Origin of the sequence: Photobacterium angustum (genome assembly GCF_003026365.1) — a bacterium.
Lineage (GTDB): Bacteria > Pseudomonadota > Gammaproteobacteria > Enterobacterales > Vibrionaceae > Photobacterium > Photobacterium angustum.
Genome location: NZ_PYOM01000006.1, coordinates 51,301 through 69,141 on the forward strand (window position 1 = coordinate 51,301; position 17,841 = coordinate 69,141).

16 protein-coding genes and 4 tRNA genes are annotated in these 17,841 nt (G+C 39.7%); 11 read left to right on the forward strand and 9 right to left on the reverse strand.

Going from position 1 to position 17,841, the window contains the following annotated elements:
* Nucleotides 1-7 precede the first annotated feature (7 nt).
* Complete coding sequence (locus tag CTN01_RS07655; protein ID WP_045149308.1) at nt 8-1,141, reverse strand: tyrosine-type recombinase/integrase; 1,134 nt, start codon at nt 1,139-1,141, stop codon at nt 8-10.
* A gap of 329 nt (nt 1,142-1,470) precedes the next feature.
* Between CTN01_RS07655 and ppl the strand changes: the two genes are divergently transcribed.
* Nucleotides 1,471-4,164, forward strand: coding sequence for an anti-phage protein Ppl (gene ppl / locus CTN01_RS07660; RefSeq protein WP_107342128.1), 2,694 nt, complete (start codon nt 1,471-1,473; stop codon nt 4,162-4,164).
* 276 nt (nt 4,165-4,440) lie between these two features.
* Here the strand turns inward: ppl and CTN01_RS07670 are convergent, their stop codons facing one another.
* The 3 genes from CTN01_RS07670 to CTN01_RS07680 all read right to left on the reverse strand — a co-directional run bounded on the left by CTN01_RS07670 (nt 4,441) and on the right by CTN01_RS07680 (nt 6,142).
* On the reverse strand, nt 4,441-4,767 hold the full coding sequence (locus tag CTN01_RS07670) for an immunity protein Imm33 domain-containing protein (protein WP_244156062.1): 327 nt from the start codon (nt 4,765-4,767) through the stop codon (nt 4,441-4,443).
* A 496-nt stretch (nt 4,768-5,263) separates the two neighbouring features.
* The gene (locus tag CTN01_RS07675) at nt 5,264-5,623 is read right to left on the reverse strand and encodes a DUF7716 domain-containing protein (protein ID WP_425258951.1); all 360 of its coding nucleotides are present in this window, start codon (nt 5,621-5,623) and stop codon (nt 5,264-5,266) included.
* Between the two features lie 108 nt (nt 5,624-5,731).
* Entirely contained in the window at nt 5,732-6,142 is a 411-nt protein-coding gene (locus tag CTN01_RS07680; RefSeq protein WP_045149313.1) for a hypothetical protein, read from the reverse strand.
* 550 nt (nt 6,143-6,692) lie between these two features.
* On the opposite strand from CTN01_RS07680, the gene CTN01_RS22745 reads away from it, so the two are divergent.
* From CTN01_RS22745 to CTN01_RS07710, 6 genes are all read left to right on the forward strand, one after another.
* The gene (locus CTN01_RS22745) at nt 6,693-6,842 is read left to right on the forward strand and encodes a hypothetical protein (protein WP_155395458.1); all 150 of its coding nucleotides are present in this window, start codon (nt 6,693-6,695) and stop codon (nt 6,840-6,842) included.
* A gap of 167 nt (nt 6,843-7,009) precedes the next feature.
* Nucleotides 7,010-7,100: transfer RNA gene (locus tag CTN01_RS07685), tRNA-Ser, on the forward strand.
* A 45-nt stretch (nt 7,101-7,145) separates the two neighbouring features.
* A tRNA-Thr gene (locus CTN01_RS07690) sits at nt 7,146-7,221 on the forward strand.
* A 7-nt stretch (nt 7,222-7,228) separates the two neighbouring features.
* Nucleotides 7,229-7,313: transfer RNA gene (locus tag CTN01_RS07695), tRNA-Tyr, on the forward strand.
* Between the two features lie 7 nt (nt 7,314-7,320).
* Nucleotides 7,321-7,396 (forward strand) — tRNA-Asn (locus CTN01_RS07700).
* Nucleotides 7,397-8,028: 632 nt separating this feature from the next.
* On the forward strand, nt 8,029-8,667 hold the full coding sequence (locus tag CTN01_RS07710; RefSeq protein ID WP_045150014.1) for a MarC family protein: 639 nt from the start codon (nt 8,029-8,031) through the stop codon (nt 8,665-8,667).
* A 284-nt stretch (nt 8,668-8,951) separates the two neighbouring features.
* Here CTN01_RS07710 and CTN01_RS07715 read toward each other — a convergent pair whose 3' ends face one another.
* The gene (locus tag CTN01_RS07715; protein WP_052666704.1) at nt 8,952-9,596 is read right to left on the reverse strand and encodes a murein L,D-transpeptidase catalytic domain family protein; all 645 of its coding nucleotides are present in this window, start codon (nt 9,594-9,596) and stop codon (nt 8,952-8,954) included.
* 228 nt (nt 9,597-9,824) lie between these two features.
* A complete protein-coding gene (locus tag CTN01_RS07720; protein WP_045127962.1) occupies nt 9,825-10,439 on the reverse strand; it encodes a murein L,D-transpeptidase catalytic domain family protein in 615 nt (204 codons plus the stop codon).
* A gap of 293 nt (nt 10,440-10,732) precedes the next feature.
* Here CTN01_RS07720 and fabV point away from each other — a divergent pair, with 293 nt between their 5' ends.
* From fabV to CTN01_RS07735, 3 genes are all read left to right on the forward strand, one after another.
* Nucleotides 10,733-11,962, forward strand: a complete 1,230-nt coding sequence (gene fabV, locus CTN01_RS07725) for an enoyl-ACP reductase FabV (protein ID WP_045150013.1) — start codon at nt 10,733-10,735, stop codon at nt 11,960-11,962.
* Between the two features lie 42 nt (nt 11,963-12,004).
* Nucleotides 12,005-12,931 (forward strand): alpha/beta hydrolase, encoded by a 927-nt coding sequence (locus tag CTN01_RS07730; protein WP_045150012.1) that lies wholly within the window; start codon nt 12,005-12,007, stop codon nt 12,929-12,931.
* Between the two features lie 354 nt (nt 12,932-13,285).
* Nucleotides 13,286-14,506 (forward strand): hypothetical protein, encoded by a 1,221-nt coding sequence (locus tag CTN01_RS07735; protein ID WP_045150010.1) that lies wholly within the window; start codon nt 13,286-13,288, stop codon nt 14,504-14,506.
* Between the two features lie 106 nt (nt 14,507-14,612).
* Here CTN01_RS07735 and CTN01_RS07740 read toward each other — a convergent pair whose 3' ends face one another.
* The 3 genes from CTN01_RS07740 to CTN01_RS07750 all read right to left on the reverse strand — a co-directional run bounded on the left by CTN01_RS07740 (nt 14,613) and on the right by CTN01_RS07750 (nt 16,854).
* Nucleotides 14,613-15,131 (reverse strand): YbaK/EbsC family protein, encoded by a 519-nt coding sequence (locus CTN01_RS07740; protein ID WP_045150009.1) that lies wholly within the window; start codon nt 15,129-15,131, stop codon nt 14,613-14,615.
* Nucleotides 15,132-15,303: 172 nt separating this feature from the next.
* Complete coding sequence (locus CTN01_RS07745) at nt 15,304-15,783, reverse strand: methylated-DNA--[protein]-cysteine S-methyltransferase (RefSeq protein WP_045150007.1); 480 nt, start codon at nt 15,781-15,783, stop codon at nt 15,304-15,306.
* Between the two features lie 150 nt (nt 15,784-15,933).
* A complete protein-coding gene (locus CTN01_RS07750) occupies nt 15,934-16,854 on the reverse strand; it encodes a M14 family metallopeptidase (RefSeq protein ID WP_045150006.1) in 921 nt (306 codons plus the stop codon).
* A 315-nt stretch (nt 16,855-17,169) separates the two neighbouring features.
* On the opposite strand from CTN01_RS07750, the gene CTN01_RS07755 reads away from it, so the two are divergent.
* The gene (locus CTN01_RS07755) at nt 17,170-17,703 is read left to right on the forward strand and encodes a Dps family protein (RefSeq protein WP_045150005.1); all 534 of its coding nucleotides are present in this window, start codon (nt 17,170-17,172) and stop codon (nt 17,701-17,703) included.
* Nucleotides 17,704-17,841: the final 138 nt, after the last annotated feature.

Consider the following 17,841-nt stretch of genomic DNA (forward strand, 5'->3'; position numbering starts at 1 on the left):
ACTTCACCTACACAATCGCATCAATTTGTTGTTGATATTCAATCGATAAGTCATCAACCAAGTCATTCACCAAGTGCAAATACTTCATCGTGGTTGTGATACTTGAATGTCCAAGCCGAGCTTGTAGGTACAGCAACGGCTCAAACTTGCTGGTTTTGCGCTCCAACAACCCTTTGAGCATGTGTGTTGCATACGTGTGTCTTAGCATGTGCGGTGATACATGAAAGGGTAAATTGAGCGACTTGAGAGCCTTGCCAAAGGCTGAGCCTTGAGAAGTCCACTCTTGACCATCAGACGTTAAAAACAAGCAATCTGACACCACTCCTGACTCTTGCTGTTTCTGAAATCGAGCCTCATTGACATAACGCCACAAGTCTTCCATCAGTCTTGATGGAATGTGTATTTTGCGCTCTTTTTTACCTTTAGTTCGTGAGATATTAACTTCGTAGTAAGCTCGGTTTCCTGTAGGTTTTCGTATTACATGCAATGGGAAAAGCAACAGCTCTTTACGTCTAATGCCTGTCTGTAGGCATAAACGAACCATCAGTTTCAAGGTTGGATTTTCAATCGCAGATAAAAGCTCTTGCACTTCAATAGCTGACAAAAATTTAGCTTTCTCTTCAGAGGTTTTCATCATCAAATCAGGGCTGTACTTCTTGCCACCGTTTCTTTCGGTATGAGCCAAAAACTGCTGCCCTTGGTTCGCTGAAACGGATTCTAGCGAGTAAGGCAATGATTTAAACCACTTACCGACACCATAAGAGTAAAAACGCACTATCGTCCTTAAATGCTGATTGGTTGTATTTACCGACATGTTAAAATCACGAACACAAAGGTCACGATAACCACTGACCAGCATTTCATCTTCACTGCTTTCAGAAATATCTCGCCAATCTAAATTATTCTGTTCACAGAAAGTCAGGAATTGGCTTAAATGATTACCATACGTCCACCAAGTGTTTTCACTATTCACTCGACCTCGTTTTAAGCACTCATAGATCAAGAACTGCATCGCCTCAACACACAGGTTTCCAGATTCAATCCCTAGACCTGAGTTATCAGTTTCCCAAGTTAGTAGGGGGAAGTTAGGGTATTTGACGCTTTCTATCTCAAAGTCAGATGTGGATTTTAGAATAATCATACGCACTCAATTTAACTGTATATGAATACAGTATAAGCGTGCAATTTATGCTTGGCTACTTAACAAACGATTTTTTATGCGTAGGTGGGCGTGTAACATTTTTCTGGACAAAAGTGAGCTTCGGTAACGTAACTATTAGAAACAGCAAAAGCATGGAAAGCCGTTAAACTGAGTGACCTTATTTGGATTGGATGAAGTAACGATAGAACTACGACATATCCAATAATATGCAGGCATAAGTTTGTTCTAGCACATTGAACGCAAAACTTACCTCGCATATCATACGGCTCACATAATAATAGAGTTGCTTATTGCATTGGGAGCACGAGTTGCAAGTTGTTGGTAGTAAGTGGTTTAAGGTAGATTTTCATTGTCATTCACCTGCCTCGGATGACTTTCCTAGGTCTGATAGGACACCTAGTTGTACTAACCGTGAATGGCTCCTTGGTCAAATGTCCAATGAGGTGGATTGTGTCGTACTGAGTGATCACAATACGGGTGACGGCCTAGATGCAATACGGACTGAACTGGAAGCGCTTAAAGTAGAGCACGAGGTGGGCGAGGATAACGGGTATCGGGACATTGTCATTATGCCGGCAGTGGAGCTTACCGCTGCGGGGAATGTGCATGTTCTTGCTATCTTGCATGATGACGCTACTTCCACAACCATTAGCGAGCTGGTAGGCAGCTGCGGACTTCCTTCCGTTCAAGGTAAAAATCATTCAATAGAACTGTCACGAGGTGCGCGCGGGATTGTTGAGGCTATCCATGCATTTCATTCACCGACTTTGGCGATTCTTGCACATGTCGACAAGGATAAAGGCGTATTTCAGAATGATAATCAAGGCTCAGTCAGTGCCGTATTTGATGCAAAACCAGACGCAATAGAGCTAATCGGCGATGTGGATGATCTTGACAACTATCAGAAGAAACTCATTGAGGATCTTGCTTGGTTAAAAGGGTCTGACGCGCATTCTATTGGTGAAATGGGACAGGGCTACACCTGGGTTAAAATGATAGAACCTTCCTTTGAAGGGTTAAAGATAGCACTGTCTGATCCAAAGCACTGTGTAAAGCGTGGACCTAAACAGCCACCAGCGATCCCATCGAAGCGAATCACTAAACTAACCTTAAAAACCAAGATGTGCCAAGACATCAGTGGTGGTCCCATCAATATCGAACTAAGCCCCTGGTATACCTCCATTGTGGGTAGTCGGGGTTCGGGTAAGTCAACGTTAATCGAAGCGATGCGTTTAAGTCTCCGTCGTGATGAACACCTTCCTCAGATACAGCAGAGCAATATTGATGCATTCAAAGAGGTGGGCCAGAACGGTGCGATGACACCTGACTCATTCGTCGAGCTTGAATACCATAAAGGTCAAGACCAATACAGGCTAGCTTGGTCACCGACAAAGACATCCTTTCAGCACTTCAAAAAGGAAAGTGAGCAATGGGAGGACGAAGACACCTTCAATACATCACGCTTTCCAGTGTCGATTTTCTCACAAAAAATGCTCTATGAAATGGCGACTAAGCCGAATTCATTTCTAAGCGTGATCGATGAGAGTGATACCGTAAATTATGCCAAGTGGGAACAAGAAAAGCTGGACCTTGAAACGAAGTATAAACAGCTCTGTTTTGAAGAGCGTGAAGCCCAGCGAGCTATCGGTAACCTCATCACCACTAAAGGCGATTTACAAGACGTTGATCGTAAACTTAAAACCTTAAAAGAAGCGGGATTAGAGTCGCTTCAACAGGCACTTGCAAGCGATAAAGAGGAATTAGGTAAGGCGGGAGACAGTAAGCAGAAAGTAGATGATTTAATCGAGGGGCTTGAGGGCATTTGTACCGAGAGCGCATCGGGAGCGATTGACAATCCAGAGTCCGACTTAGGTAAGTGGCAGCTCGAGGTTAATGAAATTCATGACACCCTGAGTGCTGCAGTTCTCGCGCTGATTGAAGAGTCGAAGGCCAAGTTGGTCAAGTCCACTGAGCAAGCCTATTATCAGACGATCAAGGGGCGAATTGAGGCTAATTCTGCTGATTTAAGCTCTAGGGTTTCGCAATTAAAGGATGCGGAAATTAATCACGAAGAGCTGAGTGCTCTTATGGACTCGCAAGCGGAATTGCAGGTTGCTCTAAGTAACGAACAAGGGTTGAAAGATGCCCTTGCGTTGGTTCAAGCAAACAAAGCTGAATTGTACGGGAAACTGGTCACGCACAGGGAGAATCTAACCAAAGTCCGTAACCAGTTCATTGAGGAGCTTGGTCTAACGGAACTTAGGATCAAAGTGCTTCCTCTAGCGTGTTCGAGTGAACGGTTAGTTAAGGGGTATCAGGCGGCCTCAGGAATTGAAAGATTCGAAAGCCACATTTTTGATGGAGGCACTCCGAATAGCTTATTGTTCGCGATGGAAAACTTGAACAAATTCAATCCTCAAAGCGCGGAGAAGCGATACACTGAGTTGGCCAAACTAAAGCGTTTCCATATTGCATGTGTCAAAAAGGAACAGAGTGATGACTATGCCTCGATCCATGGCGCACTAAGAGCTCGACTGGGGCAACTGCAGGATGAAAGGTTGGATGAGTTACATTGTTGGTTTCCTGACGATGGGCTACAGATTGAGTTCCAAGACTCAATGAAACAATTTCGTCAATTAGAAAGGGCTTCACCTGGCCAGAAGTCTGCCTCGATGTTGTCCTTTTTAATGTCATATGGCGAAGATCCGCTTATCCTCGATCAGCCTGAAGATGACCTAGATTGCGCTATGCTTGCGAGCTCTGTGATCCCTGCGATTTCAAATAATAAGAAACGTAGACAGTTAGTTGTCGTCACACACTCTGCGCCTATTGTGGTGAATGGCGATGCGGAGTTAGTGGTAGGGATGCAACAGCAAGCTCAAAGGTTGGAGCCTTACATTTCTGGAGGGCTGCAGGAAGAGGCGGTGAAAGGGTTTATATGTAACCAAATGGAAGGTGGTGAAAAAGCCTTTAGAACTAGGTTCAAGCGCATAATAGGTTAGATAAAGCAAACTAAAAAGCTCAGCTAAATGTTGAGCTTTTTAATTCCAAGCGTTTAAATCTAACAAACTTTGGGGCAAAAATGAGCCAGCTATGAAAGCTAGCTCGAAGTTGGACAAAACTTTGTTAGATAGGCAGCTCTATTAAGACTGGTTGATATTAGGAAAAGTAAGGTTAGTGTTATATACCGAAATACAAAAACACTGCATACCATCTTAAAGGCACAACCAAAAATGGAATAAAATGCCACGCGTTGCGAATCACTCTTAAACAGTTTGTTATGCGTTTCCTTCCAACAAGCTGCTGTCATACCATATATCTTCGTAACCATTGTTATCTATTAGGAAGCGGTAGCCAGGAGGCAAACCAAGATAAGCTTGCACTTGAGGTAAGTATTTAACTATATGCTCAACATGTAGCGGGTCAAAGAAGTCTGCGTTTGAAGATAACTCTTCACCACACCAGATATACCAACCATTAGTACCATTTCCGGGAGCGACTCTCATACCATTAATAGGAACCTGACTTAAGGTAGAGAGTGCAATTCCCAGTTTGCTACCAGCTTCCGGACGTTCCTTCTCTAAATCTTTACACTGATTATCCAACTCTTCCTCCTGACGCATAAAAGTATATTAATAAGCATTCTTATTTTCACGCAAAAATACACGCATAAAAAACCTTTATCATATTAGAAATAGTCTATATATATCATGAGGTTGATAACAATTTTTCACGCCTGACGGTCACGGAAAGGGGGTGATAAGTAAGAAATGTAATTAATACCCCTGATTACCTACAAAAACCAATCCATGTTCATACGATGAATAAGTAAAAGCTCTATACATAATGGGGCAGATATGAGTTAGCCAAGTAGCTAACTCATATCTACACATAACTCATATCTACCATCTGTGAAGATTCTGGACAGAAACGTGTTAGGCAAATTGCTTATTTAGGCTGGTAGTATTAAGAAAGGTAAGGGTAACGCCGCATAAAGTGGTGAGCAACGCAGACCACCGAACTTAAGGTATTGTGACGTAAACGCCAGTGTTGCAGCAAACCAAAAATACCGAGTGTTGCGAATCACTCTTAAACAGTTTGTTAGCTGTTGATTTGTATAAATGCATCGTTTTCATAGTAATACTTAACTGCACTTAGGAGCTCTCTAGAACTAAAATCTGTTTTCTGTTCATGTAGATTACTTTTTACACTTTGAAGGTCAGCTACGCTAAGGAAATTTTTATAGCCTTTCTCGATCGGATAAATTGGCTCATCATCGTCATCACGCTTTTCTTCTAGTTCATCATCAATGATGAGAATCCGTGATGACATGCAAATAGACTGCCCACAGAATATATAAGTACATAGATTCCATTCGAAAGATTCAATTTTACTCATTACCTTTTCAAGGTCTGACTCTAATCGCAAAAGATTTTCCTCATAAAAACAGCTAACGCTCAATTAAGGGGTGAACAACGCCGCTACCTGACCTAAGACATTGTGCCATAAACACTAAATTGGAGTAGAACCAAAAATGCCAAGCGTTGTGAATCCCTCTTAAATTGCTTGTTATGTTTTGAGTTCGACGCCGATACTTTTGTAGTACTCAGAGACCAACTCCCACCTTTGTTCTGAGTAATCATTAAACTTGTCTCTCCAATCAGGGCAGTTAGTGAAATAATCATCTGATACCTCTGTAAGATAGTTGTCAATTGCTTGAGCTGTAAACTCAACTCCTAGCTGCAATAAATGATTTTTGTAGTCCTGCAATATTCTTAAGGAATTGAAATCACTGGCCCGACGCAAGAGGTCATACATTGCAGAGTACCAGTTCATTGAGTAGGTAAAGAAATGATCCCACCCTTCCATATCTGCTATAGACTCAAAGTATGCCAACACAAAAACAGGCCATTCAACATCTGTAAGGTTCTCTTCTTGACTTAAACCTTTATCTAAAATGCTATCTATGTCGATGCTCAATACTCCTGTAAAAACATAACAGTATATTAATAAGCATTCTTACTTTCGCACAAAATATACTCATAAAATACCTTTACCATACTCGATATAATCGTTACATATTATGAACTTACTAGCATTTTTTACATTTACCGATTTAAAAGAGGGTATGAAAAGTAAGAAATGTAATTAATAAGTCTTATTAAATACAAACTGAAACATTAAATGATATAATTTTCAATTAGTTATGATTTCACTTCTGTTTTTAACAAGAAATATTTCTTATTAAAAACGGAACTAAATCGATAAAATCACCACTTTTCATTATAACTGTTGATATACACAGTAAATAAAACTACTCCCAAATCACATTAACACGATATGAATGAGTATTTGATCTAACACGTTTTGGGGCATAAATGAGTTTACCAATACCACTTCAACTAAACCTCAACCTATGAGTAAGATGCGAACCCTACAAGAACTAAGTTTTGGTTTCGTTTAGCTACACAACCGTAGATATCAATCACCATAACTAACGTTACACTTTTAGGGATTCATAACATTTATTATGTTGTTTTTTGCAGATCAAACGGTCATTAATATTTGTCTAAAGCAAGATGAGCTACATTTTTCATCAGAACAAGCTTATTACCTCGTAGAAGCTGATTTTGAGCGTGTTCAAACTGAGATTCAGGCGTATTTGAATAGTGAGTTATAGAAAATAGCGATGAGTTTTTGTATGCGTTTTAAACAGTAAATTGCACTAATTCTTATGAGCTGAGGTGTAATTCTTCGCGCTATCGTTTGAATGTGTAAAAGTTACGCATACGGTTTATGAGGCACTTTACAATTTAAAGTGTGATCGCTATCATACGCCGCACTTACGGAGAGATGGCTGAGTGGTTGAAAGCACCGGTCTTGAAAACCGGCATACGTTTATAGCGTATCTAGGGTTCAAATCCCTATCTCTCCGCCATATTTCATTGTTTAGCTGGATAGCTTGGCAATAACGAATTAATGTGCCGACTTAGCTCAGTAGGTAGAGCAACTGACTTGTAATCAGTAGGTCACCAGTTCGACTCCGGTAGTCGGCACCATTATTTCGGTGGGGTTCCCGAGTGGCCAAAGGGAGCAGATTGTAAATCTGCCGGCACTGCCTTCGAAGGTTCGAATCCTTCCCCCACCACCATTACAATTCCTCCTTAGTTCAGTCGGTAGAACGGCGGACTGTTAATCCGTATGTCGCTGGTTCAAGTCCAGCAGGAGGAGCCAAATAGAAAAGCCCGCAATTGATTGCGGGCTTTTTTTATATCTGCAATTTCAAACAAATCTATAAAAAAGATTATGTCATCACTCCAATTCCTGGGAGCAATTTTTGCTGGGGGAATTGTACGGTTGGTTCTTCCTGAACAAATCCTTTCAACAACCTACTGAAGCTGTGCCATCCATAGATATGTTGCTACCATCCCTATATCAGTCTGCTGAGGTTGTCCCCTCCGTGGGGAATTCCGTTGTCTTCAACCGTGTAAATATAATATCAACTGCGAGTGATATTACAGCAGATTGGAAGCAAAATTTTGAGTGTGCACAATATCTTTATCACGGCTTTATATGCAATGAGTTGTTTCTGTCTGATTTTTATTTTGTTCAACATGTATAAATATAAAAATGTGATTTAAATTATATAGTTACATTTATGTTGCAATCTATTCTATCGGTAGTCAGTTGTGTTTTAAATGATGGGTTTTAAGCATTATTGTTGATAATGTGAGCGCAGACAGCTCAAAGGTTGAGGAATTGTTTATTTTTGTTGCTGCTTTGTTTTTGCTATTTCATTTATATTAAATATGATTCATTCATGAATGTGTTGTTTTAATTAAAAATAGTATTAATAGAGAGGTTGTATGCACGACTTAATAACAGTCGCTATTACTGTGTTCATGGGTTTTTTCGCGATGATGAATCCCTTTGCGAATACGGCAGTATTTGTGGGAATGACAGGTGGAATGCCAGCAAAACAAACAAGAGCGATTGCATTTAAGGCTCTGGTTACGGCTTTTTGTATCATCACAACGTTCTGTTTTTTAGGTAAAGGGATCTTTAGTGTATTTGGTATTACACTACCTGCGTTACGATTAGCGGGGGGGATTTTAGTCTTTCTTGTTGGTTATCATATGCTACAAGGTAATACATCAAGCATGCATGCTGCAAAGGAAGAAGAAACATCCGATAGTGGTGCTGACATTGCGATTTCTCCATTGGCTCTACCGTTACTTGCAGGCCCTGGCACGATTGCAACGGCGATGAACTACTCTGCAGCTGGCGGGATGTTTCATATTCTTGTGACGGTTTCTGCCTTTGCTTTACTGTGTGTGATCACGTTCTTTTGCTTTATTTATGGCCCTAAACTGATAGAAAAAATTGGTCAAAGTGGGATCAGTATTATTACGCGCTTAATGGGCTTAATTTTAACCGTGATTGGTATGCAGATGGGGATCCAAGGGGTTCATGATGCAATCGTGTTATTCTCTGATGCTAAGTAAGATTCAGCTATATTTATAAACGAATGTGATGATTTATGAGATTAAGTCCATACACATATTTTATATGTATGGACTTAGTTTTATTAGACGAGGTATTGACCTTCCCTCTACTGGAACCTTTATGCTCATTACTCTTATTATTTAATGAATAGACACTGTATGAGCTGTTGTAACAAAGCCCCTAAAGGTGGTGCGTCCTTAGGTTTATTACTGAAATTTATTGGTGTTATTTTTTTATTGCTGCTGGTGGTTGCGTTTTTCAGTAATTAGTACGATAGCGTCGTTTATTTATTATCCCTGTTATTATGGGCGTGAGCATAAATAGAGCCCCCTTCTTTAAGTAGGTCTACGATTTCTGGCGTGATCTCTCGTGATATCGCCGGACATCCCCAACTTCGGCCTAGCATCCCAATAGCATGAATAACATTTGGCTCAGCGTAGCTTGCGCCGTGTAATACAATCGCTCGTTTTCGCGCATTTGAATTACTAGGGCTCATTCCATCTAATCGTAAAGAAATACCGTATTTACCATAATAAGCTTCACCAACACGGTAAGTACCTAAGCTGGTTTGCCTGCTGTTCACCGTGTTGGAAAATTGGGTTGCATACAGTTTGCCGCTGTTTATACCATGAGTGACAAAAGTTCGATGGAGTAGGGCTTTTTTCTCGATATCTATGATTAAAAATCTTTTAGAGTCAGAAGGCTGAGAGTAATCAATGATCGACATTATAGGTTTGTTGGCAACACGTAAATGCTCACGATAAGCATTGAGAAATATATCAAACTCAACGTAATTTTGGAGCTGAGCATGGTCGTAAACCTTCCAAGCGTGTGTTGCTCTCATTGCGTTAGCGTAATGACTGCTAAAAAGTAAAGATGCGATAATGAGATATTTGAGTTTTAGACGAAAAAAAAGTGAAAACATCATAACCCCCTCCCATATTGAACGTGCTTATTGGCTCTGTGATGGTATATAGAAGAGATGTATGAATATTCTGTGCCAATTATATAAAAGACAAGGCATTGTTTGCGCTATTCAGCGTGGGCTTGGTTGCAGTATACGATGGTTGAAAATAAGAGATGTCTTAGAAGTGAAAAAAGAAAACTCGCGCTAAAACGAGTTTTCTAAATGGCATTTTGCAAACAATAAAGCGAATTATGATCGCGCATGAGCGTAGATTGAACCGCCTTCTTTTAACAAGTTGACGACTTTTTTGGTTAACTTCATTGGAATGGCTGGGCACCCCCAGCTACGTCCAAGCATGCCTAATTTCTTTATGGTACTCGGCTCTGCGTATTTTGCCCCATGCAGCACAATAGCGCGTTTTCTTGCATTAGAATTTGATGGACTCATCCCATCAAGACGTAAAGAAAGTCCATATTTACCATGATACGCCTCAGCAACCCGATAAGTGCCTAAGCTGGTTTGTTTACTATCAACAATATTAGAAAATTGCGTAGCGTAGAGATTACCGCTATTGATGCCGTGTGAAACAAAAGTATGGTAGAGCAGTTTTTTCTTATCGGTATCAATAATAAAAAAACGGCGATTATTTGAGGGCTTGCTGTAATCAATAATCGACATGATCGGTTTATCTGCAACACGAACATGTTCTTTATAAGCAGTCATAAATATATTGAAGTCTAAGTGCTTCTTAAGTTTTGTTTCTTTATAAATGGCCTTGGCTTGCTGTTGTAATGAGGTCTTTGCATATCCGCTAGAACTAAAACTTAACAGTAAAATTATAAAAACACTCGTCCATACCTTCATCGTTGCTTCCTGCAAAAATTTAAAGTGCGGGCAATAGTTTGGTATTTGATTAGATTTTAAATAAAGCTGTGACTATTGATTTTTGGCTCAATAAGGCAAAAAAATACTTTTGTTACTAATTTTTGATACAAAAATGAATCATTTTTGATGATGAAATGGCTAAGTTGTTTAAATTCTGACTTATTGGTGATGTAAATATGACGTTATCAGTGAATCATCGGGTTTTATTATTAGCGTGTATGGCATGCTGAACAGTAAACGATGATGTGTAAATCGATAAGAGGAATAGTTCAATGGTGATTCAACCAGAAATTCAAGGCGTTGTGGCACGAACAGCGCACCCTTATGGTTGCCAGCAAGCAGTTCAACAGCAAATTGATTATGTACAGTCTGTTGCGCCGATCACTCAAGGTCCTCTTCGAGTATTAATTTTAGGTGCGTCATCTGGATTTGGGTTGGCGTCACGTATTGCGTTAACCTTTGGTGGTGCACAAGCGGAAACCTTGGGTGTCTCTTATGAGCGAGGTCCAAGTGATAAGGGAATAGGCTCTGCGGGTTGGTATAACAATATTTTCTTTAAACAAGCGGCTGAGCAACAAGGCTATATTGCTAAAAATATTGTGGGTGATGCATTTTCAGATGAAGTACGTCAGCACGTAGCGCAAACAATACGTGATGAGTTTGGCGGGCATGTTGATTTAGTGATTTATAGCCTAGCAACCGGTATTCGTCCCGATCCTGAAACGGGTGAGGTGTGGCGTTCATGTTTAAAAACAGTGGGTGAAAACTTTTCTGGCTATAGTGTTGATTTAGAAAACGATGAATTAGTCCCAGCAGAATTAACAGCGGCCAATGACGAGGAAATTTTCGCTACAACAAAAGTGATGGGCGGTGAAGATTGGCAACAATGGATAAACTTTCTGTTATCTGAAAATCTGTTAGCCCCAAAAGCTAAAACCTTGGCTTACTCATATATTGGTCCTGAGTCGACATATCCTATTTATCATCACGGGACGCTTGGTATTGCCAAGCAGCATTTACATCAAACCGCGATCGCAATTAATCAACAATTAGCTCAGATGATCAATGGTCAAGCTAACGTAGTGGTTTGCAAAGCTTTGGTAACAAAAGCCAGTGTCTTTATACCGACATTTTCGCCCTATATATTGGCGTTATTTAAAGTGATGAAGCAAATGGGAAATCACGAAGGGTGTATTGAACAAATGCAGCGCCTTTTTGTACAAAAAATTTATTCAGCGGCTGGTACTGAAAAGAAACAGAGTAATAATTCAGACGAACAATCAGATCTGGCTCTGATCAGAATGGATGATTGGGAACTAAAACCTGAAGTACAGTTACAAGTAAATAAATTAATGGCAGAAATGAATGCTGACAACTTTAGACAGGTTGGCGACTATGCTGGATACAAGTCAGCTTTTTTAGCCCTTAATGGCTTTGGTTTATCATCTGTGGATTATACTCAGCCTGTTGATATTGAAGAGTTATCAAAATTAGCGCCCTAATTATTGTAGGGTAACGGTTAATGCCTATATTCAAGGATTAATATGCGCCAATTAACGACTTTATTAGATCAATGGCTTAATAGCTTTAATAAAGTGATGGATGAAACTATTACCAGTGGCATTCCATTGACCGTACCAACGGTGAGAGAAGGTCTCGCTGCTATTACTCGTGAGCTAGTCACCGAGATTCCCGATATTGCGTTAATTGAAAACCTAACGATTAAAGATAAAGTGCCTATTCGCATTTATCACCCTCAACCAGAGACGGCACTCCCCGTATTAGTTTTTTTTCATGGTGGTGGGCATATGTCGGGTAGTGTTGAGGTTTACGATCCTATTTGTCGGAAACTAGCACAACATAGTCAGTTTATTGTTGTATCGGTTGAATATCCTCTGGCTCCAGAACATCCTTATCCTGCCGCGATTGATGATGGCTATTTGGTTCTACAATCGCTATTTCAAACTTTGATCCGCGCTGAATTAAATTTTATACCACAGCTTTCTATTGCTGGAGATTCTGCCGGTGGTGCTATTTGTGCCTCGTTAGCACGAATGGCACAATTTGATGATGATGTTGAAATTGCAAAACAGATTCTGATTTATCCAAGCCTTGATTACACTTTAAGCTTTCCATCTGTTAATCAAAACGGTATGGGATATTTGTTACAACAGTCTCGTATTGAATGGTATTTCTCAAATTATTTTCAACATAATGAAGATAGACGTAAGGCATCACCCGTTTGGGGACCTTACAGTATGGCGCTGCCAGAAAGCTTAGTGATCACGGCCGAGTTTTGTCCACTAAAAGATGAAGGTATCGCGTATGTCGAAGCGCTAAAAAAGCAAGGTGTAGAAACAGAGCATATCCATTTTGAACAAATGATCCATGCTTTCTTAAATATGGAAAACATAGTGAAGAAAGAGTGTGAGCAGGCTTATAAAACTATAGGTGTATTTCTTAATAAATAATTATGAATACATCTGAAAAAGAAAAGCCGTAATACTGAATTACGGCTTGATACTCGAGATGATTGTATTGCTTGCGTTATTCAAAGAACGATTCAAGTAGTGAATATAAGCCACGAAGTAGATCCATTTAACACCTTCCATTGTCAAAAATTAGCAACAGCAATCTGTGAGACATGCATCTCTGTTGCTCTATTCCAGAATAGATTTATTCGTTTTTTAGTCAATATTTGTCAGCGGGAATATCTCCGATAATGAAGCTTGATCACGATATTTGAAACTTTGCATTAGTGGTAATACTTATCAGTATTTTCCTTCCGCTACACTTAGGAAAGTAGTGGGATAAGGAGGTGCTAGATGTGGTTGAGTTCGAACTGTAGATATCTGTCTTCTTTACTTATTATTGTGACTTTTTCGCTATTACTTACCGCTTGTGATGATGATAGCCGCCAAGAGATAGCGCTAAATGCTAAAGGGTATCCTGATCTTAGTAGGGTTGTCGCATACTCTGCTACAACACCTAATCATTACCTTGCGTGCGCTAAAAATTATCGAAATAGTTGTTTAGTCAGCCACTTTCCACCGATAGGGTTAACGTTCAACACCGCAGTGACATTGACGGATATTGAGCAACGAATCTTTGTTTCTCACCCTTGGATGGCCGAACGATTTTTATCAGTATTAGCGTTGCTTCCGTCCGAAGTCTTGTCTTTATTTCGCTCCGTCAGTGCTATCGTAATTGCTGATGATATTCGTCCTTCTTTTTATAGTGCTAATACCGCAACCATTTATATTGATCCTCGTTACATATGGCGCAACGAGGAGGAGTGGCTAACTATTATTGCTAAACAAGACTTTCGTGATCAATTTCAGGCTAATGTACAGTTTCTGGCGGTAAGGCAAAGTGTCGATAGTGAGGGAAATTATGCGCCTTGGGTGAGCAATGAGTATGCCGAAAATAATACGATGCGTACTACCGAGCAGTTATTACCAGCTTTATTTAGGCTATTGGTACATGAATTGGCGCATGCTGTGGATGCGATTCCACCTGCATCCTTAATATCGCTTGATCCTCGTCGGACTATTTATCAAAACATCAGCTCGATCTCCCCATTAAATAAAGCTCTCTATGATCAGTTTCCACTGCAAGATGATATTTTATTTGATGCAGCCAATGTATTGTATGACGGCGTTACGCCAAGCTATGAGATTAGTACACTCACCGCTTCACAAGTTGGAGCACACTTTGAGGTTGAAGGTGCGAGTGATTTATATGGCTACAGTAACCGCAAAGAAGATATGGCAATGTTATTTCAGTCTTACATGATGTATGAGCATTTTGGACTGCAAGATAGGTTTTTATTTCTCTCACAAAACGAGGGTATAGCTCTGGGGTGTAATCGTTATACCGTGGAATGGGGACAAACAGGGCGTATGTTTGATCCTCTCGTCTATGAACGAATGATGTTAGCGGCTGAAATAATATTACAGCCAGCTCTCCCCGCTAGATCTACCCCAGAGCGTAAAGCAGTGCCGATCCCCGCAGGAACACCATGGTGTGAAATGATTGATGACTGAAGGAGGCCGCGAACACTGTTTGTATCTAACAGCATTCGCAAAATGATGGCGGAAATTAAATGTGGCGGATGCTTTATCGTATCTAGTTAAAGATTGCATGATAGAGCTAGTCCCAATCCCAATAACTACTTTCATGCTGTTGAGTAAATAACATTCTGTAGCCACTAATCGTATGATGACTGATGTTGGTCATGACTTTTTGAAATTGCTCTGTGGTGAGGTGAATAAGATTTTCATGATCACCAGCTTCAAGGTAAATGTTGTCGATATCAAACAGCATGTCATCGACGATCATATCAAGATGATAAATCTGCCCCAGATTTGGGATCGCGCCGGGGCGACAGTCTTGGAATAGTGTAGACAGTTCATGTTCACCAACTAAACAGTACTGTTTACCCGTAATTTTACTTACCTCATCTAGCATGACACGACGATTTGCGGGTATCACAGCCATAAGGTAATTGTGTTGTTGATCTTTTAATATGACAGATTTAGCCACCTTCATTGTGGGAACATGTGCTGATATTGCTGAATTAAACGATGAGTCGGTAGGACGATGGTGGATTAGTTTAAGCTCAATATTATGGTGTGATAAATATTGTTCGACAGAGATTGCTGTGGCCATAATTGCCTCCTCATATCTTCGCCTTAGTTTATTTTAAATACATCAAGATAACGTCGATTATCTGTTAGTTATACGCTAAACATAAACGCGACACTTAACAATAAGTATGGCAGCTATCTAATGTTGTATATGAGTTTATCAATAGAAAAATACTCTGAGATAGCACATTTTATTATTTAAATTGTTTTTCTAGTGAGAGTAACTGTTGCTTGATATGATTTCCCCCCGCATATCCGCCTAAATTACCACTTTTAGTGATCACTCGGTGGCAAGGTACAATAACGGATAAGGTATTTTTACCATTAGCGCTACCGACAGCACGACATGCTTTTGGATTATCAATCGCATTAGCTAATTGTTGATAGTGCCATGTCTGACCATAGGGAATTGTCGTTAATGTTTGCCAGACACGCTCTTGAAATTGGGTGCCTTCAAACGATAAAGGTACAGAGAATTGTTTTCTATCGCCAGCAAAGTATTCCGCTAATTGCTCTTCACATTGCAGCAAGATAGCATGATCTGGTTTTAATATCGCGTTGTGTAAAGAGGGGATAGTATGGCTTTCAAACCAAACTGAAAGCAGTGCATTGTCGTTTGCTGTGATAGTCATTTGCCCTAATGGACTATCAATGTGTTTGAAAAAGATATCCATATCGGCTTGCCAAATTAGAGGTGGGTGATGGAGTTATTATGGGGAATATAAAGTTTCAATTCAAACTTTGTTGTTTAGGTGTTAAAAAATATAGTAAGCGATAGAAAATGCTAACCTTGCATATAAAACAACAAGGTTAGCAGAGTATTATTATTTAACGTGTTGCTTTAAATAATCTAATGCGCCTTTAATTGCAGCAACTTGCGCCATATTACATTCTTCTTCTGTCACGCGCGGGCTATCAGGATAGACTTCAGTCGTCGAGGTATACAGCGCATCTGTTACGCTTGCACATAATCCTAATGCTTTTAATGGATAGTTAATTACACCTTCTTGGGTAATGGCTTCACCAATAATATTCCCGTTGTCATCAGGTGGCGCTATATGGGTCACGTGGCGGACTTCATCAATGATTGCAGTTTGGAAAGCATCTTGTGGGTTTTCAGTATCACCAACCACGTAGAAGCCATCAGGTACACTATCTTCAATATATTCTTTACCGTCACGCGCTGCTAATGCAGGGCGAAACTCGGACTCATCGGTATCCGTCGTTTCATGAAGATCAATATGCGCTAAAAATGATGTTTTTTGTTCTTGGACTAAGCGCATTAAAGCGGCTGATTCTTCTGCTGGGCTATTTGGGATGAATGAGCGGTTAGGATCAACAGTGTTAGGATTCCAACGGTTAATGGTTTCATAACCCCAAGGGCTCACACAAGGTGCAATAAGAATATTAAAATCATCACTATAGTGTTTGGCTTCTAAAGCGACAAAGGCGAGTGCGCCGTGGACACCGCTCGTTTCATAACCGTGAATACCACCGGTGATTAAAATTGTTGGTTTATTGCTATCCCAATTACGCGTTTTTATCGAAAAAAGAGGATATTTATCAGGGGCATAAGACAGAGCACCATACTGAGTGACATCAAAATCATTTTTCAATGCATCAATTTTTGTCACAACTTGCTCAAGGTAAGAACGTTTAATGGTTGTCTGTGCTAACCATTGTGCTTTTTCGTCGCTTCCCCAAGCTTTACCTGCTTCACCAATGTGGTAGGTAGATGACTGCATTATTACCTTCCTATTTTTATTTTTAAATTAAATAACTTTTTACATTATGCTTAAGTTTTTGGCAAATATGGTTTTATTCATAATTAATAGTGTTGCTGTAGATATAAGGTAAGTTTATATCGAAAAATAATAGACGAATATTATTTATTAAACTCAATCAGTAAGTTGCGGTGAATTAAAGGTTTTTGCTTTTTGATACAAGCAATGAAAGAGTCAATATTAAGTTGCAATAACAACAGATAAAAAAGTATTGTCATACAAATTAAAGGGGTTATATTGAATTCGTTGTCACAAATAACATATTAGGAAAAGACGATGAGTACTATCTTGAATGAATCACAAATTGAAGATGCAAAACAACACCTTACTCGTCCTCTAGCCACACCTACAGATTTAAGTGTAGACGCGACTAAAGAGATCAGTGGTGCACTAACAGCGATCCTTGCTGATGTTTATGCAATTTATATGAAGACCAAAAACTTCCATTGGCATATGAGTGGTGCACATTTCCGTGATTATCACTTAATGCTTGATGAGCAAAGTGTTCAATTGTTTGCAATGACCGATGATATTGCCGAACGTGTCCGTAAAATTGGTGGTAAAACCCTACGTTCTATTGGTGAAATCTCACGTATGCAGCGTATTTTAGATAATGATGCTGATTACGTTGAACCTGCGGATATGCTTGCTGAACTTTGTAGTGATAACAAACAATTAGCAGCTGAACTTCGTGCCGCACACACTTTATGTGATGATTGTGGTGATTATTCATCAGTGAGTATGATTGATGATTGGATCGATCAAACCGAACGTCGTGTTTGGTTCCTTTATGAATCATATCGTCATTGATAAGAACATCTGTCTGTTACGATAGAAAATGAAGCTTCTCTATAAAATATAATAGAGAAGCTTTTTTATTATATTTGTAGCAAGTTGCATTGATTAATAAAGAATAAAAAGAAAAGCATCAAATAATAACGATGAAAC

Coding starts and splice junctions, on each gene's coding strand:
- CTN01_RS07655 (WP_045149308.1), bottom strand. CDS start 1,141: ATGATTATTCTAAAATCCACATCTGACTTTGAGATAGAAAGCGTCAAA.
- CTN01_RS22745 (WP_155395458.1), top strand. CDS start 6,693: ATGTTGTTTTTTGCAGATCAAACGGTCATTAATATTTGTCTAAAGCAA.
- CTN01_RS07710 (WP_045150014.1), top strand. CDS start 8,029: ATGCACGACTTAATAACAGTCGCTATTACTGTGTTCATGGGTTTTTTC.
- CTN01_RS07715 (WP_052666704.1), bottom strand. CDS start 9,596: ATGATGTTTTCACTTTTTTTTCGTCTAAAACTCAAATATCTCATTATC.
- CTN01_RS07720 (WP_045127962.1), bottom strand. CDS start 10,439: ATGAAGGTATGGACGAGTGTTTTTATAATTTTACTGTTAAGTTTTAGT.
- fabV (WP_045150013.1), top strand. CDS start 10,733: ATGGTGATTCAACCAGAAATTCAAGGCGTTGTGGCACGAACAGCGCAC.
- CTN01_RS07730 (WP_045150012.1), top strand. CDS start 12,005: ATGCGCCAATTAACGACTTTATTAGATCAATGGCTTAATAGCTTTAAT.
- CTN01_RS07735 (WP_045150010.1), top strand. CDS start 13,286: ATGTGGTTGAGTTCGAACTGTAGATATCTGTCTTCTTTACTTATTATT.
- CTN01_RS07740 (WP_045150009.1), bottom strand. CDS start 15,131: ATGGCCACAGCAATCTCTGTCGAACAATATTTATCACACCATAATATT.
- CTN01_RS07745 (WP_045150007.1), bottom strand. CDS start 15,783: ATGGATATCTTTTTCAAACACATTGATAGTCCATTAGGGCAAATGACT.
- CTN01_RS07750 (WP_045150006.1), bottom strand. CDS start 16,854: ATGCAGTCATCTACCTACCACATTGGTGAAGCAGGTAAAGCTTGGGGA.
- CTN01_RS07755 (WP_045150005.1), top strand. CDS start 17,170: ATGAGTACTATCTTGAATGAATCACAAATTGAAGATGCAAAACAACAC.